This is a genomic window from Caulobacter zeae, from assembly GCF_002858925.1.
Taxonomy (GTDB): Bacteria; Pseudomonadota; Alphaproteobacteria; order Caulobacterales; family Caulobacteraceae; genus Caulobacter; species Caulobacter zeae.
The window spans coordinates 150,321-175,123 of the sequence record NZ_PJRS01000040.1; the positions used below are offsets into that span (position 1 = coordinate 150,321).

At 67.6% G+C, this 24,803-nt stretch carries 17 protein-coding genes; 15 read left to right on the forward strand and 2 right to left on the reverse strand.

Annotation, left to right across the window (positions count from 1 at the left end; translation table 11 throughout):
* Window positions 1-3: 3 nt before the first annotated feature.
* The 4 genes from rplA to SGCZBJ_RS19345 all read left to right on the forward strand — a co-directional run bounded on the left by rplA (window position 4) and on the right by SGCZBJ_RS19345 (window position 2,688).
* Window positions 4-693, forward strand: a complete 690-nt coding sequence (gene rplA, locus SGCZBJ_RS19330; RefSeq protein ID WP_101719572.1) for a 50S ribosomal protein L1 — start codon at window positions 4-6, stop codon at window positions 691-693.
* A gap of 128 nt (window positions 694-821) precedes the next feature.
* On the forward strand, window positions 822-1,073 hold the full coding sequence (locus SGCZBJ_RS19335; protein WP_101719573.1) for a type II toxin-antitoxin system VapB family antitoxin: 252 nt from the start codon (window positions 822-824) through the stop codon (window positions 1,071-1,073).
* Window positions 1,073-1,468, forward strand: a complete 396-nt coding sequence (locus tag SGCZBJ_RS19340) for a type II toxin-antitoxin system VapC family toxin (RefSeq protein ID WP_101719574.1) — start codon at window positions 1,073-1,075, stop codon at window positions 1,466-1,468. The genes SGCZBJ_RS19335 and SGCZBJ_RS19340 overlap by 1 nt, the downstream gene beginning before the upstream one ends.
* Window positions 1,465-2,688: a TIGR03862 family flavoprotein gene (locus SGCZBJ_RS19345; RefSeq protein WP_101719575.1), complete on the forward strand. Its 1,224-nt coding sequence runs from the start codon at window positions 1,465-1,467 to the stop codon at window positions 2,686-2,688. Before SGCZBJ_RS19340 ends, SGCZBJ_RS19345 begins: the two co-directional genes overlap by 4 nt.
* Window positions 2,689-2,694: 6 nt before the next feature.
* On the opposite strand, the gene SGCZBJ_RS19350 is transcribed toward SGCZBJ_RS19345, so the two are convergent.
* Window positions 2,695-3,072, reverse strand: a complete 378-nt coding sequence (locus SGCZBJ_RS19350; protein ID WP_101719576.1) for a VOC family protein — start codon at window positions 3,070-3,072, stop codon at window positions 2,695-2,697.
* Window positions 3,073-3,448: 376 nt separating this feature from the next.
* Here SGCZBJ_RS19350 and rplJ point away from each other — a divergent pair, with 376 nt between their 5' ends.
* The 5 genes from rplJ to SGCZBJ_RS19375 all read left to right on the forward strand — a co-directional run bounded on the left by rplJ (window position 3,449) and on the right by SGCZBJ_RS19375 (window position 8,879).
* On the forward strand, window positions 3,449-3,967 hold the full coding sequence (rplJ, locus tag SGCZBJ_RS19355) for a 50S ribosomal protein L10 (protein ID WP_101719577.1): 519 nt from the start codon (window positions 3,449-3,451) through the stop codon (window positions 3,965-3,967).
* Window positions 3,968-4,013: 46 nt separating this feature from the next.
* The gene (gene rplL, locus SGCZBJ_RS19360) at window positions 4,014-4,394 is read left to right on the forward strand and encodes a 50S ribosomal protein L7/L12 (protein ID WP_101719578.1); all 381 of its coding nucleotides are present in this window, start codon (window positions 4,014-4,016) and stop codon (window positions 4,392-4,394) included.
* 158 nt (window positions 4,395-4,552) lie between these two features.
* On the forward strand, window positions 4,553-5,311 hold the full coding sequence (locus SGCZBJ_RS19365; RefSeq protein ID WP_101719579.1) for an RDD family protein: 759 nt from the start codon (window positions 4,553-4,555) through the stop codon (window positions 5,309-5,311).
* Window positions 5,308-6,414: a GYF domain-containing protein gene (locus SGCZBJ_RS19370; protein ID WP_101719580.1), complete on the forward strand. Its 1,107-nt coding sequence runs from the start codon at window positions 5,308-5,310 to the stop codon at window positions 6,412-6,414. Before SGCZBJ_RS19365 ends, SGCZBJ_RS19370 begins: the two co-directional genes overlap by 4 nt.
* Before the next feature lie 113 nt (window positions 6,415-6,527).
* Window positions 6,528-8,879 (forward strand): glycoside hydrolase family 31 protein, encoded by a 2,352-nt coding sequence (locus tag SGCZBJ_RS19375; RefSeq protein WP_101719581.1) that lies wholly within the window; start codon window positions 6,528-6,530, stop codon window positions 8,877-8,879.
* 81 nt (window positions 8,880-8,960) lie between these two features.
* Here SGCZBJ_RS19375 and SGCZBJ_RS19380 read toward each other — a convergent pair whose 3' ends face one another.
* Window positions 8,961-10,652: a tetratricopeptide repeat protein gene (locus tag SGCZBJ_RS19380; protein ID WP_165799385.1), complete on the reverse strand. Its 1,692-nt coding sequence runs from the start codon at window positions 10,650-10,652 to the stop codon at window positions 8,961-8,963.
* Between the two features lie 341 nt (window positions 10,653-10,993).
* Here SGCZBJ_RS19380 and rpoB point away from each other — a divergent pair, with 341 nt between their 5' ends.
* The 6 genes from rpoB (at window position 10,994) to SGCZBJ_RS19410 (ending at window position 24,798) form a co-directional block, all read left to right on the forward strand.
* On the forward strand, window positions 10,994-15,064 hold the full coding sequence (gene rpoB, locus SGCZBJ_RS19385) for a DNA-directed RNA polymerase subunit beta (protein WP_101719583.1): 4,071 nt from the start codon (window positions 10,994-10,996) through the stop codon (window positions 15,062-15,064).
* Window positions 15,065-15,163: 99 nt separating this feature from the next.
* Complete coding sequence (rpoC, locus tag SGCZBJ_RS19390) at window positions 15,164-19,354, forward strand: DNA-directed RNA polymerase subunit beta' (protein ID WP_101719584.1); 4,191 nt, start codon at window positions 15,164-15,166, stop codon at window positions 19,352-19,354.
* Between the two features lie 361 nt (window positions 19,355-19,715).
* On the forward strand, window positions 19,716-20,150 hold the full coding sequence (locus tag SGCZBJ_RS19395) for a hypothetical protein (RefSeq protein WP_101719585.1): 435 nt from the start codon (window positions 19,716-19,718) through the stop codon (window positions 20,148-20,150).
* Between the two features lie 116 nt (window positions 20,151-20,266).
* A complete protein-coding gene (locus tag SGCZBJ_RS19400) occupies window positions 20,267-20,791 on the forward strand; it encodes a hypothetical protein (protein WP_101719586.1) in 525 nt (174 codons plus the stop codon).
* Window positions 20,792-20,917: 126 nt separating this feature from the next.
* On the forward strand, window positions 20,918-22,717 hold the full coding sequence (locus SGCZBJ_RS19405; RefSeq protein WP_101719587.1) for a methyl-accepting chemotaxis protein: 1,800 nt from the start codon (window positions 20,918-20,920) through the stop codon (window positions 22,715-22,717).
* Window positions 22,718-22,815: 98 nt separating this feature from the next.
* On the forward strand, window positions 22,816-24,798 hold the full coding sequence (locus SGCZBJ_RS19410) for an alpha/beta hydrolase family protein (protein WP_133149297.1): 1,983 nt from the start codon (window positions 22,816-22,818) through the stop codon (window positions 24,796-24,798).
* The last annotated feature ends 5 nt before the right edge of the window (window positions 24,799-24,803 follow it).

Consider the following 24,803-nt stretch of genomic DNA (forward strand, 5'->3'; position numbering starts at 1 on the left):
CCAATGGCTACCCAACCCAAGCGCATCAAGGCCTGGACCGGCGACCGTGACGCCACCCACGCCGTCGCCGAAGCCATCGCTCTGGTCAAGGCCAACGCCAAGGCCAAGTTCGACGAGACCATCGAGATCTCGGTGAACCTGGGCGTCGACCCGCGTCACGCCGACCAGCAGGTCCGTGGCGTCGTTCAACTGCCGTCGGGCACGGGCCGTGACGTTCGCGTCGCCGTCTTCGCCAAGGACGCCAAGGCCGCCGAAGCCACCGCCGCCGGCGCCGAAGTCGTCGGCGCCGAAGACCTGGTCGAAAAGATCCAGAACGGCTTCATGGACTTCGACCGCGTCATCGCCTCGCCGGACATGATGGCCCTGGTCGGTCGCCTCGGTAAGGTGCTGGGCCCGCGCGGCCTGATGCCGAACCCGAAGGTCGGCACCGTGACCCCGAACGTCGCTCAAGCCGTCAAGGACGCCAAGAGCGGCGCTGTCGAGTTCCGCGTCGAAAAGGCCGGTATCGTTCACGCCGGCATCGGCAAGGCCTCGTTCACCGAGGAAGCCCTGCTGATCAATGTCAAGGCTCTGATCGACGCCCTGAACAAGGCCAAGCCGTCGGGCGCCAAGGGCGTCTACGTCAAGAAGATCGGCCTGTCGTCGACGATGGGTCCGGGCTTCAAGGTCGACGTGGCCTCGATCAACGCCTAATCGGCTGATCGAAGCACACTGACTTCGGAGGCGGGCGCTGGAGCGATCCAGCGCCCGTCTTGCGTTTGGGGCCCCGGTTTGGCGGCGCGGCTAGCCGATGTTATCTTTCGTCTAGACGGAGAGACGCCATGGCCTTCCACATCCGCGATCCCGAGACAGACGCCCTGGTCCGCCAGCTGGCCGAGAAGACGCGCCTTGGCATCACCGAGGCCGTGAAGCTGGCCGCTACCGAAGCCCTGGCCGTGCGCGAGAAGGCGACCGCCGAGGCGCGGGAGGAGAAGCTGGCCAGGATGCGGGAGATCGTCGCCGAAGTCAGCACTTGGCCGCGCACAGGTCTCAAGGCTGACAAGGCGTTTTTCGACAGCCTCAACGACGAGTGATGTTCGTCGACGCCTCGGCCTGGAGGGCCATTCTGCTGGCGGAAGCCGAGTCCGAAGTCTTCATGGCAAAATTGGCTGATGCGCCAGTGGTGCTGACCTCAGCCATAGCCGGCTGGGAAACCGTGCGAGCCGTCGCGCGCGCGACCAGTCGGAGCCAGTACGAGGCGGCCGACAGGCTTGATGAGCTCCAACGAAGCGCCGGTGTGCGGCTGGTCCCGCTTGGGCAGGCCGAGCAGGCCTTGGCCCTCGAAGCCCATGCCCGCTTCGGTAAGGGCGTCCATCCGGCCAAGCTCAATATGGGCGACTGCTTTTCCTACGCTTGCGCCAAGGCGCATGACGTTCCGCTGCTCTACAAGGGCGGCGACTTTGCTCTGACGGATATCGAGGCCGCGTGACTTCCGACGCTTCCAGGATCATCGACGTCGCCGTGCTCGGCGGCGGGCCCGCCGGGCTGATCGCCGCCCAGCGCCTGGCGCAGGCGGGCCGCTCGGTCGTGGTGTTCGAGAAGATGCCGACCTTCGGCCGCAAGTTCCTGATGGCCGGGCGGGGCGGGCTGAACCTGACCCACTCGGAAGACTTCGAGCGCTTCGTGGCCCGCTACGGCGAGCGCGCCGGACCTCTGCGGCCCATGCTGGAGGCGTTCACTCCGGCCGACCTCGTCGGCTGGGCCAGGGATCTGGGCCAGGAGACCTTCGTCGGCGCCAGCGGCCGGGTGTTTCCCAAGGTCATGAAGGCCTCGCCGTTGCTGCGGGCCTGGCTGGCGCGGCTGGAGGGGCTGGGTGTTTCGCTGCGCACGCGCTGCGCATGGGCGGGCTGGGACGCCGACGGCGCGCTGCTGGTCGATGGTCCAGGCGGCCGCGAGGCCTGGCGCCCGCGCGCGACGATCCTGGCGCTGGGCGGCGCCAGCTGGCCCAAGCTCGGCTCCGACGCGGCCTGGACCGGCGTGCTGGAAGGGCAGGGCGCGAAGGTCGCGCCGTTCGCGCCGGCAAACTGCGGCTTCGAGGTTTCCTGGAGCGCGATCTTCCGCGACCGCTTCGCCGGCGAGCCGCTGAAGAACGTTCGCCTGGCCTGCGACGGCCGCCGGGCGCGGGGCGACGCCATGGTCGCCGGCTACGGCCTTGAGGGCGGGGCGATCTACGCCCTGGGCCCGGCCCCGCGCGAGGCGATCGCCCGTGATGGCTATGCGACGCTGACGATCGACCTGCGACCCGACCTGCCGGCCGAGACTCTGGAGCGCCGCCTGTCGGGCGCGCGGGGCGGCCAGTCGCTGGCCAATCACCTGCGCAAGGCCCTGAAGCTGTCGCCGGTCGAGGTCAACCTGCTGCGCGAGGCCCACGGCCTGGACCTGCCCAGCGAGCCCGCGGCGCTGGCGGCGGCGATCAAGGCCGCGCCGATCCGTCTGAGGTCGGCTCGGCCGCTTGAGCGGGCGATCTCCGCGGCCGGCGGGGTGGTCTTCGACAGCCTGGACGGCCTGGCGCTTCGATCACGGGCCGACGTGTTCCTGGCCGGCGAGATGCTGGATTGGGAAGCGCCGACCGGCGGCTACCTGCTTCAGGCCTGTTTCGCCACGGGCGTGGCGGCGGCGAAGGCGGCGGAGGAGCGGCTGGGGGAGTAGGGAGCCTCAGAAACTCCCTACGTGATGGATGTTGCCGTCCGGATCCTTGAACCACACCAGCCTCATGTCGCCGGCCAGATGCACGCCATCTTCCACCGTGATCCCGGGCATGTCGTAGGTCTCGAAGGCCACGCCTTTGTCGCGCAGGGCGGCGACGACGGCGTCGAAGCGCCCGCCGACCGGCCAGGTGACGGCCGTGCCCTGGTTGGTTCCGGCGAACTCGGACTCGTAGACGGTCAGGCTCACGCCGCCGGCGCGGTAGGCCTGGACGCCCATCTCGGAATCGCCCTCGGGCGGAAGGCCCAGAACGTCCTCGTAGAACCGTCTGGCGCGCGCCAGGTCCTTGACCGGGAGGGTGGGGGAGGCGTCGAACTGGGCCAGCATGGGAAGGCTCTTTCTCGGGTTTCACCGCCTTGAAGACGTTCGAGCGCGGCGCGTTCCGACACCCGGTTGCGTTCCTCGAGCAAATCCTCTATACGGCCCGCCTCTCCGCTGGACTCCGGTTTGGCGGCGAACCTGTTTGAGAACTGCGGGGCGCGGGGTCACCAGCGCCATAATTGAGGAAGAGCCCTTCCTCGCCGTCGGGAGACAGGGATAGAGACGCCAAGACCTCCTATCTCGCGGCCTAGCCCGAGTCAGGTGCGCGGCCGACTTTCCTTGGAACAGGCTGATGCAACTCGCGCGCGGGAGCAATTCCGCATGGGACGAGCATCTGGCTGCCGGAATGGTCCGGCCGCCTGCAACTGAGTAGGAGACCGCAATGGACCGCGCTCAAAAGCAGGAATCGATCGAGTCGCTGAAAAGCGTCTTCGCCGATGCCGGCGCTGTCGTCGTGACCCACTACATGGGTCTGACCGTTGCGGAAATGACCGACCTTCGTCTTCGCCTCCGCAAGGAAGGCGCCGCGATCAAGGTTGTGAAGAACACCCTGGCCCTCAAGGCTCTGGACGGCAAGCTCGGTGAAAAGGGCGACTCGCTCTTCACCGGTCCGGTCGCCATCGCCTACGGCCCGGACGCTGTCTCGGCCGCGAAGATCGCGGTGCAGTTCGCCAAGGAAAACGACAAGCTTAAGATTGTCGGTGGCGTCCTGGACCAGACCAACGTGCTGGACGAGAACGCGGTGCGCGCTCTGGCGACCCTGCCGTCGCTGGACGAACTGCGTGGCAAGCTCATCGGCCTCATCCAGGCTCCGGCGACCAAGATCGCTGGCGTCCTGCAGGCTCCGGCCGCCCAGCTGGCTCGCGTCTTCAATGCCTACGCGACCAAAGACGCCGCGTAACGGTCATCCCCGCAAATCTATCCCAATCTCTCTAAGGAACTGACACATGTCGAAGCTCGAAAAGCTGGTCGAAGAACTGTCCACCCTGTCGGTGCTGGAAGCCGCTGAACTCTCGAAGCTGCTGGAAGAAAAGTGGGGCGTCTCGGCCGCCGCTCCGGTCGCCGTCGCCGCCGCTGGCGGCCCGGCCGCTCCGGTTGAAGCTGCTGAAGAGCAAACCGAGTTCACCGTTGTCCTGGTCGACGGCGGCGACAAGAAGATCAACGTGATCAAGGAAGTCCGCGGCGTCCGTCCGGACCTCGGCCTGAAGGAAGCCAAGGACCTGGTCGAAGGCGCTCCGCAGAACGTCGTCGAAAACGTTTCGAAGCAGCAGGCCGACGAAGTCGCCAAGAAGCTGACCGAAGCCGGCGCCAAGGTCCAAGTGAAGTAATCCGGCTCCGCGTCGCCTGACGCGGATCTGGTCTTCATGACCTTACGAGACGGGCCCGGAGGGAAACCTCCGGGCCCGTTTTCGTTTCCGGTCAGGCTTGGACTTGCGACCTGTCGTTGCGGACGACTACTAAGGGCTCCTTGGGGTAAGGGGCGTGCATGTCTGACGACCAGTGGATTTACGCCGGCCAGGCCGGTGAGGGTGAAGTCGTGTCCGGCGCTTGGCTGCTGGAGCTGTTCCGTAACGGGGCCATCGACGGCGACACCAGGGTGCGCCGCGTCGACGGCGACGAATGGGCCAGCCTGATCGAGCGCCTCCCGGAGCTGGATCCGCCGGCGGCCCCGCCCCCGATCAAGGGCGCCTGGACCGACGCCAAGCCCCATCCCTGGCGGCGCTATCTGGCGAGGATGTGCGACCTGACGGTAGTCGGCTCGATCACCTGGGGCCTGGTCGGGCTGATCGCCTATCTGGTCACGCCCGAAGCCGCCGATCGGTTCTTCGGGTCCCTGGACGGGCCGCTCGGGCGGATCTCCGACATTCTGCTGACCTTGGCCGTCGTCATTCCGGGGACCGCCCTGATGATCGGCCTCACCGGCCTGTCGATCGGAAAATGGCTGTTCGGGATCAAGGTCGTGCGGCCGAACGGTCGGCCGATCGGCCTGGGCGCTGCGTTCAAGCGCGAAGTGCTGGTGTGGGTCCGGGGCTGGGGCCTCGGCGTGCCGTTCGTCAGCCTCTACACCCTGATCGGCTCGTACCGGCATCTGAGCGACAAGGGCGTCAGCGTCTGGGACGAGGGCGAGGACCGGGTGGTGCTGCACCGGCCGATGAACGCCCTGCAGATCACGCTGATGGTTCTGGGCATTCCCCTGCTGATCGCGGTGCGGCTCGGCCTGGTGGCGCTCGACCGGATGTCATGACCGATTGGCACGTGGCCGAGGGCGACGTCGTCCTCGGTCGTTTCTGGGAAGACGACGTCAGGCTCGGCGCGGCGCGGGGCGACTTTCCGCCGTGGGCCAAGGTCTGGCGCGAGGGCATGGCCGAGTGGGCGCCGATCGGCCGCCTGTTCCCCGAGGCGCGAAGGCGCGGCCGGGCCCACGGCCTGGGCCTGGTGCTCGCCTGGATCCTGGGCGCGGCCTATCTGGCGGCCCTGGGACTTAGCATCACGCTGCTCTATTCCGACGTCTTCTCGTTCGGCCGGCTCTGGACGGACCTGGCGCTGTGGTCGGGGTCCGGCGCGGCGACCGGGCTCCTGGCCGTGGTCGGGCCGCTGGTCTGGGTGCGGGTCGCCCGCGGCGGGGAGGGCGGCGGCGCGCTGCGGATCCTGGCGGTGCTGGCGATGGTGTTGGGCCTTGGGCTTTCCGCCATGCAACTCTTCCAGGCGCCGATCCTGTGGCGACTGGTGCAGGCCGAGACCTCGAAGGTTCTGCACGGCTTCGACTACGAGCCCAAGAGCCGCATTCTCCATATCGACGGCGAGATCGGCCTGGGCTTCGCCCGCGATCTGCGGGCGGAGTTCGAGCGGCATCCCGACGTTGCCCGGATCGACGTCTCCAGCCCCGGCGGCCTGGTCGACGAGGCGCTGCGGGCGGCGCGCGACCTGGCCGGCCGCAAGGGAATGGTCGTGGCGGCGCGGGGGCAGTGCGCCAGCGCCTGCGTGATCCTTCTGATGGGCGGCGAGGAGCGGCTGGCCGACTACGACATGGACATCGAGTTCCACGCCTCGTCCTTGCCGCCGGAGTTCGACACGGCCCACCTGCGGGTGGGCGGCCGGGTGCTGGACCGCGAGGTTCGCAGGTTCCTGCAGGGCAGGGGCGTCTACGCCAAGGGTCTGGACGAGGCCGAGCGCCTGGGGCCGGGCAAGCTCTATCGCGTGCCGGCCGCCGATCTGGTCGCGCCGGGCATGCTGACCGGCCTGGTCGACGAGGAGGATCGCCGCCTGTCGCCCGCCCAGGCCAGGGCCCTGGTGATCGAAAACTACGGAGAGCCGCTGGCCTCGCCAGGACCCAGCGCCAACGACTGAGGGGCGCGCGATCTATTCATCCGATAAATCGCACCTTCTGCGTTGACGGCGCTGTCAGCCGCCACTACGCCGGTATCAGGAAAATGATAGCGGTAACTTAGTGGAGGAATCGCATGGCTTGGCTGGGTAACGGCGCAAAGGCGCGCGTCCTGGGTCTGGTTTCGGGCCTGGCGCTCAGCGTCGGGGCGGGCATGGCGGTCGCCGCGCCGCAGACGACGGTCGACCGCAACGGCGCCTATGTGTCGGTCGAGACCTACGCCCCCAACGTGATCCGCGTGACCATCAGCCAGGACAAGGACCTGGCCAAGGCCGCCCCCGGCTACGGCGTCAACGGGACGGCCACCGACAAGGGCTGGCGCCACGACCAGAAGGCCGGCGCCGACATCTTCACCTCGGCCGAGCTGTCGCTGGAAGTCGTCGCCCAGCCGTGGCCGGGCGCGCCCAGCCTGCAGGAGCGCTACTTCGCGCCGGCCCTGCCGCCGGTCTCGATCAAGGTGCGCAAGCCCGACGGGACCTCGCTGGTCGACATGACCGGCTGGGAGATGGCGCCCCACGTGATCAGCGGCGAGAAGACCTTCCGCGCCGGCGCCAGCTTCTCGACGACCGCCGACGAGCACTTCTACGGCCTGGGCCAGAACCAGGAGTCGGAAAGCGCGCTCGACCTGCGCGGCCGCACCATCGACTGCAAGCACGACTATGACGCGCCGCATGGCGAAAGCGTCTGCGTGCCCTTCCTTGTGACCAACAAGGGCTATGGCGTCCTCTGGGACAACCCTTCGGCCACCAAGATCTATCCGGGCGTCAACGGCCGCACCCTGTGGCAGAGCAATGTCGGCGAGCGCGTGTCGTTCTTCGTCATCACCGGCAAGACCACCGACGAGATCTACGCCGGCTACCGCGCCCTGACCGGCGTGACGCCGCTGCCGCCCAAGGCCGCCTTCGGCTACATCCAGTCCAAGGCCCGCTACGAGAGCCAGGCCGAGTTCATGGCCGTGGCCGACGGCTACCAGAAGCGCCAGCTGCCGCTCGACATCATGGTGCTGGACTGGTTCCACTGGACCCGCATGGGCCAGATCGACATCGATCCGGCCCAGTTCCCCGATCCGGCCGGCATGAACAAGACGCTGCATGACCGCGGCATCCACACCATCATCAGCGTGTGGCCCCGCTTCGAGCAGGAAGGCCGCTATTTCAACTACCTGGCCGGCAAGGGCTGGTTCCTGAAGGACGAGAACGGCAATCCGGTCGACGGCCTGCCGTTCCGCAGCGACCGCACGGGCGCGCTGATCGACAGCACCAACCCCGAGGCCCGCGACTGGTTCTGGGGCAAGATCCGCGACAACATCATCTCGCAGGGCTTCGACTGGCTGTGGCTGGACGAGACCGAGCCTGACCTGGTGCCGTCGGGCTTCTACTTCCACGCCGGCACGGGCGACCGCATCCGCAACGCCTTCCCGCTGATGCACGCCCAGCTGGCCGCCGACGGCTCGCGTCGCGACCGTCCCGACAAGCGTAACCTGATCCTGGCGCGCGCCGCCTATACCGGCGCCCAGCGCAACGGCTCGCTGTTCTGGTCGTCCGACATCCAGCCCACCTGGGAGGCCCTGCGTCGCCAGGTGCCCACGGGCCTGAACTTCACTGCGTCCGGCCTGGCGTACTGGGGCAACGACATCGGCGGCTGGCAGTGGCTGCCGTCGACCACCACGGCGACCAAGGCGCCGCTGCTGGATCCGTCGGACGCCCGCGACGTGGTCGGCCAGAACAACGACTATCCCGAGCTGTTCACCCGCTGGTTCCAGTACGGCGTGTTCACGCCCACCCTGCGGGTGCACGGCATGCGCAAGGGCAACGAGCTGTGGTCGTTCGGCAAGGAGGCCGAGGGCGTCCTCTCCAAGTACCTGAAGCTGCGCTACGCGCTGATGCCGTACCTCTACTCGATGGGCAAGACGACCTACGACACCGGCGCGCCCTTCATGCGCGGCCTGTTCATGGACTTCCCGAACGATCCGCAGGTGGCGAATATCGGCGATGAGTACATGTTCGGCCCGGCCTTCCTCGTGGCCCCGGTCACGCAGCAGGGCCAGACCGAGCGCGACGTCTACCTGCCGGCCGGCGCCGACTGGTACGACTACTGGACCGACCAGAAGTTCACGGGCGGCCAGACGATCCGCGTGAAGGCGCCGATCGACGTCATCCCGCTGTTTGTCCGCGCCGGTTCGATCGTGCCGATGGGCGCGCCGATCACCAACACCAGCCAGGCCCAGGCCATCAGTGCGGTGAAGGTCTATCCGGGCCGCGACGCCGAGTTCTCGCTCTATGACGACGACGGCGTCACCAACGCCTACGAGAAGGGCGTCGGCAAGACGGTGAAGCTGCGCTGGGACGACAAGGCCGGCAAGCTGACCGCCACCGGCGACAAGGCCCTGGCGGCCCAGGCCCAGGCCGCCGTGCAGGTGGTGAAGTAGGAAGGCGAAGAGGGGAGGGCTGAAACGTCCTCCCCTTTTTCTTTTGAACCTTTCCCCTTCCCCCATCAAGGGGGAAGGGGGCTAAGGCGCGACACGTTCCGCCAACGCCCGCGCCACCGCTTCCAGCCGCGCCTCCCAGGTTTCCCCATCCGGCTGGAAGGCCCTGACCGTCGGGTACCAGGGGTAACCCGTCGTCCCCAGCGCCGGCCAGTTCGGGTTGGCCGAGACGATCCAGGTCTCGGCCCCAAGCGCGGCGGCGAGGTTGGTGGTGGCGGTCGGCGGGCCGACGACGAGGTCGAGCGCGCGGCAGAGGGCGGCGACGCCCTCCAGGTCCTGCATCAGGTCCAGGCCCGGCGGGCGATGGATGGTCAGGCCCAGCGCCTGCGCGCGGGCCAGATCGGGCTCGGCGTCGCCATATTGCAGGTTCACGAACACCGCGCCTGGCGTGGCCAGCACCGGCCCCCAAGTCTCGAAAGGGGCGAAGCGGCGCGACCGCAGGCCGGCCATCAGGCCGCTGCGCCAGACGATGCCGATCTTTCGACCGGGGGGCAGGCGCGAGAGCCAGCCGCGCCAGTGCTCGACCCGCGCCGGATCGGGCGCGAGGAAGGGCTTTGCGCCCTCGAAGCGCTCCAGCGTCCTGCGCAGCAGCGGCAGCAGGTCGCCCAGTGGCGCCCAGGCCTGGACCGGCTCGACGTCGGGAACCGTGCGGCGCAGGCGGCCGGCGAGGCTGGTGGTGGCGTGGCCGATCACCCGCACGGCCGGCCAGGCGCGGGCAAGCAGCGGCGCGAGGCGCGGCTCCACCGCCAGCGTCAGGCGCCCCGAAGGCCCCAGGGCGGCCAGGGCGTCGCCGATCATCGAGCCGAACATCACCTCGTCGCCCAGGCCCTGCTCGCCGACCAGCAGCAGGTGCAGGCCCGCCAAGGGCGTGGCGGACGTCCAGCGCGGGGCGGGAATGTCGAAGGCCAGCGCCTCGCGCCGTTCGGGCGCCAGGCGGGCGGCGTAGTCGTCCCAGCCGCCAAGGTCGCCCAGGCACAGGCGGGCCGTGGCGCGGGCCAGCCGCACGGCGGCCGCCTGCGGTGGCGTGGGCCCTGCCGCCAGCGCCGCGTCGCAAGCCTCCTTGGCGGCCGCCGCGTCGCCGACATCAAGGCGGGCCAGCGCCGCATTGGCCAGGATCGGCGCGTCGCGCGGCGCCAGGCGCAGGGCCTCGTCGTGGAACACCCGGGCGTCGGCGTCGTCGCCCTTCTGGGCGGCGATCGAGCCGAGCAGGCTCCACAGGTGCGGGGCTTCCGGCGCTTGGGTCATGGCTTCGCGGACGATCGCCAGGGCTTCGTCGCAGCGGTCGAGGTCGCGCAGCACGGCCGCCAGGTCCTGGGCGTCGGCCAGGTCGCCGGGGCAGGCGGCCCGTACGCGGACCAGCAGGTCGGCGGCGAGAGCCGGCTGGCCCATGCGCCGGGCCAGGCGCGCCAGGTCGCGCACGCCGTCGGGATCGCCCGGCGCCTGCTGGTGCGCCTGCCGCAAGGCCTCGAAGGCCTTGGGCAGGGCGCCGGCCCGCTCGCGCACCAGGCCGATCAGGCGCAGGGCCAGGCTGCCGCCCTCGGGCAGGGTCGCCGCGGCCAGCGACTCCGCCCGGGCGAAGTCGCCGTCCGCCAGGGCGTCTCCGGCCGCGATGAGGCGTTTGCGGGTAGGAGGGGGAGCCTCGTCCAGGCGCGCGGCGATGCGGTGCAGGGGCGACAGCGGCCGCTCTGCGGGGCGGGTCTTGAGCGCGGCGGTCATCGGCAGGCCTTGCGAGGGGGAAGCGTCGCCGCGTTGAACGGATGGGCGGCGTGAAATTGGTCGCTGTTTCCCCCTTTCCATCCTCGCTTCGATCCCCTATATCGGCCCGTTCACGAAGACATTTCGGCGGAGTGCGTCCACGCACGTCCGCTCTTCAACGCCCCGAGGCGCGATCAGCCGCCCTCCGATCCGCGCGAAGGGGCGCCCGACAGGCTTCCGGTCCCGGTCGCCAGTCAGGGGAATTCCAGCGTCCGACGCTCTCTGGCAAGGGGAGCGGCGAGGGTGGACGCCGAGGCATTCGAATTCACGCGCGGATTCCGTCCGCGCCGCAGGGAAAAAACATGGCGCAATCCTTCACCGGCAAGAAGCGGATCCGGAAGTCGTTCGGCCGCATTCCCGAGGCTGTGCAGATGCCGAACCTCATCGAGGTTCAGCGCTCCTCCTACGAACAGTTCCTGCAGCGCGAGGTCCGTCCGGGCCAGCGTCGCGACGAGGGCGTCGAGGCGGTCTTCAAGTCGGTGTTCCCGATCAAGGACTTCAATGAGCGCGCCGTGCTCGAATACGTCTCGTACGAGTTCGAAGAGCCGAAGTACGACGTCGAGGAATGCATCCAGCGCGACATGACCTTCGCCGCGCCGCTGAAGGTCAAGCTGCGCCTGATCGTGTTCGAGACGGAAGAAGAAACCGGCGCCCGCTCGGTCAAGGACATCAAGGAGCAGGACGTCTACATGGGCGACATCCCGCTCATGACGGACAAGGGCACCTTCATCGTCAACGGCACCGAGCGCGTCATCGTCTCGCAGATGCACCGCTCGCCGGGCGTGTTCTTCGACCACGACAAGGGCAAGACCCACGCCTCGGGCAAGCTGCTGTTCGCCGCCCGCGTGATCCCGTACCGCGGCTCGTGGCTCGACTTCGAGTTCGACGCCAAGGACATCGTCTACGTCCGTATCGACCGTCGCCGTAAGCTGCCGGCCACGACCTTCCTCTATGCCCTGGGCATGGACGGCGAAGAGATCCTGACCACGTTCTACGACGTCGTCCCGTTCGAGAAGCGTTCTGGCGGCTGGGCCACCCCGTACAAGCCCGAGCGCTGGCGCGGCGTGAAGCCGGAAGTCGCCCTGATCGACGCCGACACCGGCGAAGAGGTCGCTCCGGCCGGCCAGAAGATCAGCGCCCGCAACGCCAAGAAGCTGGCCGACGGCGGTCTGAAGACCCTGCTGCTCGGTCCAGAAGCCCTGACCGGCCGCTACCTGGCCCGCGACGCCGTCAACTTCGAGACCGGCGAAATCTACGCCGAAGCCGGCGACGAGCTGGACGTCCCCACGATCCAGGCCCTGGCCGACCAAGGCTTCGACACCATCGACGTGCTCGACATCGACCACGTGACGGTCGGCGCCTACATGCGCAACACCCTGCGCGTGGACAAGAACGCCGTCCGTGAAGACGCGCTGTTCGACATCTACCGCGTCATGCGTCCGGGCGAGCCGCCGACGGTGGAAGCCGCCGAAGCGATGTTCAAGTCGCTGTTCTTCGACGCCGAGCGCTACGACCTGTCGTCGGTGGGCCGCGTGAAGATGAACATGCGCCTTGAGCAGGAAGTCTCGGACGAAGTCCGCGTCCTGCGCAAGGAAGACGTCCTGGCCGTGCTGAAGCTGCTGGTCGGCCTTCGCGACGGCCGCGGCGAAATCGACGACATCGACAACCTCGGCAACCGCCGGGTGCGTTCGGTCGGCGAACTGCTGGAAAACCAATACCGCGTCGGCCTGCTCCGCATGGAGCGCGCCATCAAGGAACGCATGTCGTCGGTCGATATCGACACCGTCATGCCGCACGACCTGATCAACGCCAAGCCGGCCGCCGCCGCCGTCCGTGAGTTCTTCGGCAGCAGCCAGCTGTCGCAGTTCATGGACCAGACCAACCCGCTGTCGGAAATCACCCACAAGCGTCGTCTCTCGGCCCTCGGCCCGGGCGGTCTGACCCGTGAGCGCGCCGGCTTCGAAGTCCGCGACGTTCACCCGACCCACTACGGCCGGATCTGCCCGATTGAAACGCCGGAAGGCCCGAACATCGGTCTGATCAACAGCCTCGCGACCCACGCCCGCGTGAACAAGTACGGCTTCATCGAGAGCCCGTACCGTCGCGTGAAGGACGGCAAGCCGCAGGACGAAGTCGTCTACATGTCGGCGATGGAGGAATCCAAGCACGTCATCGCCCAGTCGAACATCAAGGTGGTCGAAGGCGAGATCCTGGAAGAGCTGGTTCCGGGCCGCATCAACGGCGAACCGACCCTCCTGCAGAAGGAGACGGTGGACCTGATGGACGTGTCGCCGCGCCAGGTCGTGTCGGTGGCCGCCGCCCTGATCCCGTTCCTCGAAAACGATGACGCCAACCGCGCCCTCATGGGTTCGAACATGCAGCGTCAGGCCGTGCCGCTCGTCCAGTCGGACGCCCCGCTGGTCGGCACCGGCATGGAAGCAGTCGTCGCCCGTGACTCGGGCGCCGTGGTCATCGCCAAGCGCACCGGCGTCGTCGAGCAGATCGACGGCACCCGTATCGTCGTGCGCGCCACCGAAGAGACCGATCCGGCTCGCTCGGGCGTCGACATCTACCGGATGTCGAAGTTCCAGCGCTCGAACCAGTCGACCTGCATCAACCAGCGTCCGCTGGTGAAGGTGGGCGACAAGATCAGCGCCGGCGACATCATCGCCGACGGTCCGTCGACGGAGCTGGGCGAACTGGCCCTGGGCCGCAACGCACTCGTCGCGTTCATGCCCTGGAACGGCTACAACTTCGAAGACTCCATCCTGATCTCCGAACGCATCGTCCGTGACGACGTCTTCACCTCGATCCACATCGAGGAATTCGAAGTCATGGCCCGCGACACGAAGCTCGGTCCGGAAGAAATCACCCGCGACATCCCGAACGTCGGCGAGGAAGCCCTGCGCAACCTCGACGAAGCCGGCATCGTGGCCATCGGCGCCGAAGTCCAGCCGGGCGACATCCTGGTCGGCAAGGTCACGCCGAAGGGCGAAAGCCCGATGACCCCGGAAGAGAAGCTGCTGCGCGCCATCTTCGGCGAGAAGGCTTCGGACGTCCGCGACACCAGCCTGCGCCTGCCCCCGGGCGTCGCCGGCACGATCGTCGACGTGCGCGTCTTCAACCGTCACGGCGTCGACAAGGACGAGCGCGCCCTGGCCATCGAACGTTCGGAAATCGATCGCCTGGGCAAGGACCGCGACGACGAGTTCGCGATCCTGAACCGCAACATCTCGGGTCGTCTGAAGGACCTGCTGATCGGCAAGGTCGCCCTGTCGGGTCCCAAGGGCCTGCAGCGCGGTGAAATCACCGCCGAAGGCCTGGCCGGCGTGGCTTCGGGCCTGTGGTGGCAGATCGCTCTCGAAGACGAGAAGGCGATGGGCGAACTGGAAAGCCTGCGCCGTCTGTTCGACGAGAACCGCAAGCGCCTCGACCGTCGTTTCGAAGACAAGGTCGACAAGCTGCAACGCGGCGACGAACTGCCCCCGGGCGTCATGAAGATGGTCAAGGTCTTCGTGGCCGTGAAGCGCAAGCTTCAGCCGGGCGACAAGATGGCCGGCCGTCACGGCAACAAGGGCGTCATCTCGCGCATCCTGCCGATCGAGGACATGCCGTTCCTCGCCGACGGCACCCACGTGGACCTCGTGCTCAACCCGCTGGGCGTGCCTTCGCGCATGAACGTCGGTCAGATCTTCGAAACCCACCTGGGCTGGGCCTGCGCCAACCTCGGCAAGCAGATCACCGGTCTGCTCGAGGACTGGCAGCATGGCGGCCAGAAGGAAGCCCTGGTGTCGCGTCTGCGTGACGTCTACGGCCCGGACGAAGAGCTGCCGGACACCGAGGAAGACCTGGTCGAACTGGCCAAGAACCTCGGCAAGGGCATCCCGATCGCCACCCCCGTCTTCGACGGCGCGCGCATGGAAGACATCGAGGACCACCTCGAGATGGCCGGCGTGAACCGTTCGGGTCAGTCGATCCTGTTCGACGGCACCACCGGCGAGCAGTTCAAGCGTCCGGTCACGGTCGGCTACATCTATATGCTGAAGCTGCACCACCTGGTCGACGACAAGATCCACGCCCGTTCGATCGGTCCGTACTCGCTGGTCACCCAGCAGCCGCTGGGCGGCAAGGCCCAGTTCGGCGGTCAGCGCTTCGGGGAAATGGAAGTGTGGGCTCTGGAAGCCTACGGCGCCGCCTACACCCTGCAGGAAATGCTGACGGTGAAGTCGGACGACGTGGCAGGCCGGACCAAGGTCTACGAGTCGATCGTCCGCGGCGACGACACGTTCGAAGCCGGTATCCCGGAAAGCTTCAACGTGCTGGTCAAGGAAATGCGCTCGCTCGGCCTGAACGTCGAGCTGGAGAACAGCTGATCCGGATCTCCCTCCTCGGTCGAGACGACCGGGGAGGGGCCCCTTTCAGCCTCTTCTCCACTTTGAATTTTCGCGGGTAGTCCCGCAGAAGGAACCAAGATGAACCAGGAAGTCCTGAACATCTTCAATCCGGTCCAGGCCACGCCGACCTTCGACCAGATCCGCATCTCGCTCGCTTCGCCGGAAAAGATCCGTTCGTGGTCGTTCGGCGAGATCAAGAAGCCCGAGACCATCAACTACCGCACGTTCAAGCCCGAGCGTGACGGCCTGTTCTGCGCCCGTATCTTTGGCCCGACCAAGGACTACGAATGCCTGTGCGGCAAGTACAAGCGCATGAAGTACAAGGGCATCATCTGCGAAAAGTGCGGCGTGGAAGTCACCCTCGCCCGCGTTCGCCGTGAGCGCATGGGCCACATCGAGCTGGCCTCGCCGGTCGCTCACATCTGGTTCCTGAAGTCGCTGCCCTCGCGCATCGCCATGATGCTCGACATGCCGCTGAAGGACATCGAGCGCGTCCTGTACTTCGAATACTACATCGTCACCGAGCCGGGCCTGACCCCGCTGAAGCAGCACCAGCTGCTGTCGGAAGACGACTACATCCGCGCTCAGGACGAGTACGGCGACGACAGCTTCACCGCCGAGATCGGCGCCGAGGCCGTCCAGAACCTGCTGAAGGCCATCGACCTCGAAAAAGAGGCCGAGCGTCTGCGCGAGGAACTGGCCGGCACCGTGTCGGACATGAAGCAGAAGAAGTTCAGCAAGCGCCTGAAGATCCTGGAAGCCTTCCAGGAGTCGGGCAACCGTCCCGAGTGGATGGTGCTGACCGTCGTTCCGGTCATCCCGCCGGAACTGCGCCCGCTGGTGCCGCTGGACGGCGGCCGCTTCGCGACCTCGGACCTGAACGACCTGTATCGCCGGGTCATCAACCGTAACAACCGTCTGAAGCGCCTGATCGAGCTGCGCGCGCCCGACATCATCATCCGCAACGAAAAGCGGATGCTGCAAGAGTCGGTCGACGCCCTGTTCGACAACGGCCGTCGCGGTCGCGTCATCACCGGCGCCAACAAGCGCCCGCTGAAGTCGCTGGCCGACATGCTGAAGGGCAAGCAAGGCCGCTTCCGTCAGAACCTGCTCGGCAAGCGCGTCGACTACTCGGGCCGTTCGGTCATCGTCGTGGGTCCGGACCTGAAGCTGCACGAGTGCGGCCTGCCCAAGAAGATGGCTCTGGAGCTGTTCAAGCCGTTCATCTACGCGCGCCTGGACGCCAAGGGCCTGTCGGGCACCGTCAAGCAGTCCAAGCGCATGGTCGAGCGCGAACAGCCCCAGGTGTGGGACATCCTCGAAGAGGTGATCCGCGAGCACCCGGTCCTGCTGAACCGCGCGCCGACGCTTCACCGTCTGGGCATCCAGGCGTTCGAACCGAAGCTGATCGAGGGCAAGGCCATCCAGCTGCACCCGCTGGTCTGCGCCGCGTTCAACGCCGACTTCGACGGCGACCAGATGGCCGTGCACGTTCCGCTGAGCCTGGAAGCTCAGCTGGAAGCGCGCGTCCTGATGATGTCGACCAACAACATCCTGTCGCCCGCCAACGGTCGCCCGATCATCGTGCCGTCGCAGGACATCGTCCTGGGTCTGTACTACCTGTCAGTCGCTCGCGAGGGTGAGCCGGGTGAAGGCAAGATCTTCGCCGACCTGGGCGAAATCGAAGCCGCCATGGACGCCGGCGTCGTGTCGCTGCACGCCAAGATCAAGTCGCGCTTCACCGAAGTGGACGCCGATGGCGTGGCTCGCCGCCGCGTGATCGACACCACCCCGGGCCGCATGAAGATTGCCGCCCTGCTGCCGCGCCACCCCGCGATCGGTCACCGACTGATCGAGAAGGCGCTGACCAAGAAGGAAATCGGCAACCTCATCGACATCGTCTACCGCCACTGCGGTCAGAAGGCGACGGTGATCTTCGCCGACCAGGTCATGGGCCTGGGCTTCAAGGAAGCCGCCAAGGCCGGCATCTCGTTCGGCAAGGACGACATCATCATTCCGAAGCGCAAGGAAGCGATCGTCGCCGAGACGCGCGCCCTGGCCGAGGAATATGAACAGCAGTACGCCGACGGCCTGATCACCAAGGGTGAGAAGTACAACAAGGTCGTTGACGCCTGGGCCAAGGCCACCGATCGCGTCGCCGACGAGATGATGGCCGAGCTTCAGACGAAGCATAAGGACGAGAACGGCCGCGAGAAGGAAATCAACGCCATCTACATGATGGCCCACTCCGGCGCCCGTGGTTCGCAAGCCCAGATGAAGCAGCTGGGCGGCATGCGCGGCCTGATGGCCAAGCCGTCCGGTGAAATCATCGAGACCCCGATCGTCTCGAACTTCAAGGAAGGCCTGACCGTTCAGGAGTACTTCAACTCCACCCACGGCGCCCGTAAGGGTCTGGCCGACACCGCGCTGAAGACCGCCAACTCGGGTTACCTGACCCGTCGTCTGGTCGACGTCGCGCAGGACTGCATCATCGTCGAGGAAGACTGCGGCACCACGAAGGGCATCACCCTTCACGCCGTGGTCGAAGGCGGCGACGTGCTGGTCTCGCTGGGCCTGCGGGTCCTGGGCCGCTTCTCGGCCGAGGACATCAAGAACCCGAGCACCGGCGAGCTGGTGGTTCCGGCCGACACCTACATCGACGAGAACATCGCCGACGCCATCGAGGCGGCGGCTGTCCAGTCGGTGAAGGTCCGCTCGGTCCTGACCTGCGAAGCCAAGATCGGCGTTTGCGGCGCCTGCTACGGCCGCGACCTGGCCCGCGGCACCCCGGTCAACATCGGTGAAGCTGTCGGCGTCATCGCCGCTCAGTCGATCGGTGAGCCGGGCACGCAGCTGACCATGCGTACCTTCCACATCGGCGGCACCGCCCAGGTGGCCGAGCAGTCGTTCTTCGAAAGCAGCAACGACGGTATCGCTCGCGTCAGCGGCGCCACCGTCGTGGCTTCCGACGGCGCCCTGGTCGTGATGAGCCGCAACACCTCGGTGAGCGTGCTGGTCGACGGCAAGGAACGCGAGAACTACAAGCCGCCGTACGGCGCTCGCCTGAAGATCAAGGACGGCGACGCCGTGAAGCGCGGCCAGCGCCTCGCCGACTGGGACCCCTACACCACGCCGATCATCACCGAAGTCGGCGGCCGCATCCGCGCCGAAGACCTGGTGGACGGCTTCTCGGTCCGCGAAGAAGTCGACGAAGCGACGGGCATCGCCCAGCGCGTCATCGCCGACTGGCGTGCGTCGGCCCGCGGTTCGGACCTGCGTCCGGCCATGGGCGTGCTGGCCGAGGATGGCAGCTACAAGCGTCTGTCGAACGGCGGCGAGGCTCGCTACCTCCTGTCGGTCGGCGCCATTCTCTCGGTGGCCGACGGCGACGAAGTGAAGCCGGGTGAGGTCATCGCCCGTATCCCGACCGAAGGCGCCAAGACCCGGGACATCACCGGTGGTCTGCCGCGCGTCGCCGAACTCTTCGAAGCCCGCCGTCCGAAGGACTGCGCGGTCATCGCGGAAATGGACGGCCGTGTCGAATTCGGCAAGGATTACAAGAACAAGCGCCGGATCAAGATCACTCCGGACGTCGACGCCGACGGCAACCAGCCCGAAGCGGTCGAGTTCCTGATCCCGAAGGGCAAGCACATCGCGGTGCATGATGGCGACTACATCACGCGCGGCGAGTACATCATCGACGGCAACCCGGATCCGCACGACATCCTGCGCATCCTGGGCGTCGAGGCCCTGGCCAACTTCCTCGTCGACGAGATCCAGGAGGTCTATCGACTGCAGGGCGTGCCGATCAACGACAAGCACATCGAGACGATCGTTCGTCAGATGCTGCAGAAGGTCGAGATCATCGAGCCCGGCGACACCGGCCTCATCAAGGGCGACCACCTTGATAAGCCGGAGTTCGACAAGGAACAGGACAAGGCGATCGCCCGTGGCGGCCGTCCGGCTGTGACCCAGCCGGTGCTGCTCGGCATCACCAAGGCGAGCTTGCAAACCAAGAGCTTCATCTCGGCCGCGTCGTTCCAGGAAACGACCCGCGTCCTGACCGAAGCCTCGGTGCACGGCAAGACCGACACCCTGGAAGGCCTGAAGGAAAACGTCATCGTGGGTCGCCTGATCCCCGCTGGTACGGGTTCCTACCTGCGCAGCCTGCAGCGCGTCGCCGCCAAGCGCGACGAGCAGCTGGCCCAGCAGCGCGAAGAGGCGATGGAGCCGCTGCCGGCCGAGATCGCGCTCTCGGACGCCGAATAGGCGTCCGAGATCACCGGAAAACCTGGATGCCGGCAGGCATCCAGGGCGGACGCCGAATAGGCGTCCGAGATCACCGGGAAACCTGGATGCCGACAGGCATCCAGGGCGGACGCCGAATAGGCGTCCGAGATCACCGGGAAACCTGGATGCCCGCAGGCGTCCGGGTTCGGGACCGCGGACTCTGATTTGTCCGACAGTTTCGAGCAGATACGGAAAAGACCCGGGAGCGATCCCGGGTCTTTTTCGTTTGGGCGTGTCGCCAGCGCCTTCACGGACTGGCGAAAGCGCCACGCCAGCAAGCTTTACAATTGTCTGAGGATAGGACAGCATTCTTCCATAAGTAGAAAAATATGGAGGATGCATGTTCAGGTTAAAGCGCGTCGCGGCGGCGTCGGCCGCCATGGCGCTCGCCCTTTTCCATCTCGGATCGCCCGCCCAGGCCCAGACCTGCTCCTGGAGCAGCGACGTGAGCGCGGCGTGGGACGCCTACTACACGGCCTATCTCGCCTACAACGCGGCGACCGAGAAGGATCAGTTCTTCGAGTGGACCGACGAGTACATCCAGATGTACGGGGCCTTCCTGGTCCAGTACGAGGCCTGCGGTCGCGGCCCGCCGAACTCCAACATCGGTGACATGATGGACTGCCAGTACAACGCCCAGACGGAGTTCGAGCTGGCGCTGTCCAACCGCAGGGCCGAGCTGACTATCGACGCCTCGAACGCCGAGCATGCGATGAACCTCGCCGAGAGCGAATACAACGCCCTGGCGGCGCTTCCGCGGTGCGACGCGCCGTAGGGGCGTGGATGGCGACTGGCGGCGGCTTTGCCGCGCGCCTATCAATTGACGGTCGAGCCTGGCTCGGCCGTTTTTTGTGGGCGGTCGCCGGAGCGGCCTGGTGTCGGGGGACATCCATGTTTCGCAGCTTCTCGATCGCGGCGGTCGCGGCCGTCCTGTGCCTGGCCGCGTGTGCGCCGGAGATCCCGCCGGACCCCAAGCCCTCGGATGGCTTTACCGGCGCCGAGAAGGTGGCGATCGACGAGGTGTTCTCGATCATCTCCGGCACGTTCCCTGAGCCCCAGGAGGTGCTGTTCCGCGACCCGCTGGTCAGCGACGTCGAAGGAGAGGGGCGGTTCGTCTGTCTCGACGCGGCCATGCCCGGCGATCGCTGGACGGGGTTCGTCGCCACCAAGGCCAAGAACGAAGAGGCCTATCACGTGGTCCGGGAGAAGGACGCCCTTTCGCCCAAGGCCAGGCCGCAGTGCCGGGCGCTGGTGCTCAAGTATCTGGGGGAACAGGACGTCGACTGGTACGACGCCGAGATCGCCTACAACAAGGCCGGCTGCGCTCACCTCGACACCACTTACTGGGAAGCCTGGAAGCTGGCCTGCAACGGCAAGATCATTCGCCCCGTCACGACATCGAAGCCGAGCGCCTAGATTTGGCAACCTTCGGTGGAAATATGACGTATTGTAAAAAGACTCGCGTTATTTCGGCGCGTTAAATGAAATTTCAGCCGGGCCGGGTGAAAAGGAGTGCAAATTCCTTCCTCTCGCCCGGACTCCATGCGCTCGGACATCTCCACCAAGGTCAGCCTGACCATCGCCGCCGCCTTCGCCGTTCTCCTGGCCGGGCTGCTCGCCGTGGTCGCCTGGAGCTCGCTCGGCTTCGCCAAGCGCCAGGCCGTGGCCCAGCAGGAAACCAGCATGCGCGTGGCCTGGGACGTCATCGGACGGCAGGGCCAGAACTTCCGGCGCGAGGGCGACCAGCTGCTGGTTGGCGATCACGTGCTGAACGGCGACCTGGCCGGCGTCGACCGCGTCAAGGCCCTGGCCGGGGGCGTGGCCACCGTGTTCGCGGGCGACAAGCGCATCACCACCAATGTCGAGAAGCCGGACGGCTCGCGCGCGGTCGGCACCAGCCTGGCCCAGGGCCCGGTCTACGACGCCGTGCTCGGCCGCGGCGAGGCCTATCGCGGCGAGACCCAGATCCTCAAGCGCGACTACTTCGTGGCCTACGACCCGATCAAGGACGCTTCGGGCCAGGTGATCGGCGTGATGTTCGTCGGCGTCCCCAAGGACATCTACTTCGGACCCGTCTATCGCCAGCTGGCCTGGCTGGGCGTGGCCGGGGTGCTGCTGGGCATGGCCGGCGGCGTCGCCTCGGTGCTGACCGTCCGCCGCCAGCTGTCGCCGCTGAAGACCCTGCGCGAGGCCATGGCCCGCCTGATGAAGGGCGACCTCAACGTCGCCCTGCCGTTCGCAGGCCGCCGCGACGACATCGGCCTGATGGCCGACGCCGTGCACGCCTTCCGCGACGACGCCGAAGCCAAGCGCCGCATCGAGGCCGACGCCGCCAGCGATCGCGACCAGGCCGAGGCCGACCGCGCCGCCGCCCAGGCCCGCGACGCTCGTTCTGCCCGCGAGCAGAACCAGGTGGTCGAGAGCCTGGCCGAAGGCCTGGGCCGCCTTTCGGACGGCGACCTGACGGTTCGCCTCGACCAGCCCTTCGCCCACGACTACGAGGGTCTGCGCAGCGACTTCAACCAGGCCGTCGAGCGCCTGGAAGCGGCGATGAGCTCGGTGGTCGACGCCGTCGGCGCCCTGAACGCCGGCGCCGGCAGCATCGCCGACGCCTCGTCCGACATCTCCGACCGCACCGAACAGCAGGCCGCCAGCCTGGAAGAGACGGCCGCGGCCCTGGAAGAGATCACCGTCACCGTCCGCCGCACCGCCGAGGGCGCCCGCGGTGCGCACATGGCCGTGCGCGAGGCCCAGACCGAGGCCGGCCGTTCGCGCACCGTCGTCGAGGACACCATCGCCGCCATCGGCGGGGTCGAGGCCTCGTCGCACCAGGTGGGCCAGATCGTCGGCGTCATCGACGAGATCGCCTTCCAGACCAACCTTCTGGCCCTGAACGCGGGCGTGGAAGCCGCCCGCGCCGGCGACGCCGGCAAGGGCTTCGCGGTCGTGGCCCAGGAAGTGCGGGCCCTGGCCCAGCGCTCGGCAGAGGCCGCCAAGGAGATCAAGGTCCATATCGCCGACAGCGCCCGCCAGGTCGAAGCCGGCGTGAAGCTGGTTGGCCGCACCGGCGAGGCCCTGCAGAAAATCGTCGCCCAGGTCGAGGCCATCGACGGCATCGTCAGCCAGATCGCCGCCGGCGCCCAGGAACAGTCGGTGGGCCTGTCGCAGGTCAACACTGCGGTGAACCAGATGGACCAGGGCGCCCAGCGCAACGCCGCCCTGATCAGCCGCTCGGCCGGCGACAGCCGCAACCTGGTCACGGCCGCCGACGAGCTGTCGGGCATGGTGGCGCGCTTCCGCACCTCGCAGGTGTCTTCTTCGACGCAGCGCCGCGCCGGCTGACTTCAAGCTCGGCCTTGGGCTTGACGCGCCCGGCCAGTATCGCCTTGAGTGTGCGCGTTCGGTGAAGTGCCGCTGAACGCGTGTTCTCGGGGGCGAGCGTGTTTTCTAAATTCGGGGCTGCGGCCGTTCTGTCGCTGGCGGCCTTTCAGGGGGCGCAAGCCCAGTCGCCGCCGCCGGCGTCGGCCTTCGGACGGCTGCCGGGCGTGCAGGACGTGGCCATGTCGCCGGCCGGCGACCAGCTGGCCATCCTGGGCGGGGCCCCGGCGGCGCGCACTGTCCGCTTCGCCACAATCGACAAGCCCGGCGAGACGCAGCTCTCCCTCGGCGACGTCCAGACCATGGACGTGCGCTGGGTGGGCGAGACCTACCTGCTGGTCCGCGCGGCCTACTGGGAGAGCACCGGTCCGCGCAACGCCTATCGCTTCGAGCGCAACGTCGTCGTCGACAACAAGGGCAAGGTGGTCTCGACCCTGCTCGAGGGCGACAACCCGTCGGCCTATGCGCTGAGCCAGCCGGTGCTGGGCGTGGTCGACGGCGACAAGCCCAAGGCCATGGTGCTGGGGCTCGACCAGGTGGTCGAAAATGGCGAGGGCAACCTGGGCACCCGCCTGGTTCGCAAGGGGGTGATCAACCCGCTGGTCTGGACTCTGTGGCGCGTGGACGTGGCCAAGGGACGCGGCAATGTCGCCGAGCGCGGCACGCCCGACACCAAGCGCTGGAGCGTCGACGCCGACGGCGAGGCCCGCGTGCGCATCGACGAAGACATCATCAGCCACAAGGTCAGCCTCTACGCCCGGGCCAAGGGCCAGAAGCAGTGGCGTCCGCTGGCCAGCGCCGACCGTGACGACAGCTATCTGGGCTATTCCGACGCCGAGGACGCGGCCTTCATGGTCCGCAAGGGCGCCGACGGCGTCTCGCAGGTGGTCCGCATCCGCCTGGCCGGAGGCGAGCCGGAGCTGGTCGGCAAGTCGGTGACCAACCAGGACGTCGGCCTGCTGCGCGACGCCCACCTGACCACGCCGGCGGCCATCGTCTCGGGCGGCGAGCGTCCGGTCTACGAATGGCTCGATCCGCAACTGGCGAGCGTGCACGGCGCGCTGTCCCGGGCCTTCAAGGGGCGCGACGTGCTGCTGACCGGCTGGTCGAAGGACCGCACGCGCTTCTTCGTCCGGGTAGCCTCGCCGTCGGCGCCGGCCACCTGGTATCTCTTCGACAAGACCCGCAAGGAGATCTCGCCCCTGGGTGAGGAGTATCCCGAACTCAAGGACCAGGCGCTGGGCCAGACCCGCTGGCTGACCTACAAGGCGCGCGACGGCCTGGAGATACCGGCCTACCTGACCTTGCCGCCCGGCGCGCCGGCTGCGGGCGGCAAGCTCCCGCTGATCGTCATGCCGCATGGCGGGCCCGCGGCTCGCGACGGCTTCGACTTCGACTGGTGGGCCCAGTTCCTGGCCACGCGCGGCTATGCCGTGCTGCAACCGCAGTTCCGGGGCTCCTCCGGTTTCGGCGACGCCTTCGAGAAGGCCGGCGAGCGTGAATGGGGCGGCAAGATCCAGACCGACCTGCTGGACGGCGTCGCCAGCCTGACTGCCGAGGGCGTGGTCGACCCGGCCCGAGTCTGCATCGTCGGCGCCAGCTTCGGCGGCTATTCGGCCCTGGCCGGCGCGACCCTTCACCCGGAGGCCTATCGCTGCGCGGTTTCGGTCAACGGCGTCGCCGACCTGCCGCAGGCCCTGGGCGAGACGGTCACCGCCTACGGCAAGGACTCCGACTCGTTCCGCTACTGGCGCCAGGTCATGGGCTCGACCGCCAGCGATCCGACCGCCCTGACCGCGATCTCGCCCGCCCGGCAGGTGGGCAAGGCCACGCCGCCGGTGCTGCTGGTCTGGGGCGAGCGCGACACCACCGTGCTGCCGGCCCAGTCCGAGCGCATGCGCGACGCGATGCAGGCGGCCGGCCGGCCTGTCGAGACCCTCTCGCTCGAGAAGGACGACCACTACCTGACCAACTCGGCCTCGCGCACCCGCGTGCTCGAGGCCACCGAGCAGTTCCTGGCCAAGCACTTGCCCGTGACGCGGTAGGCCAG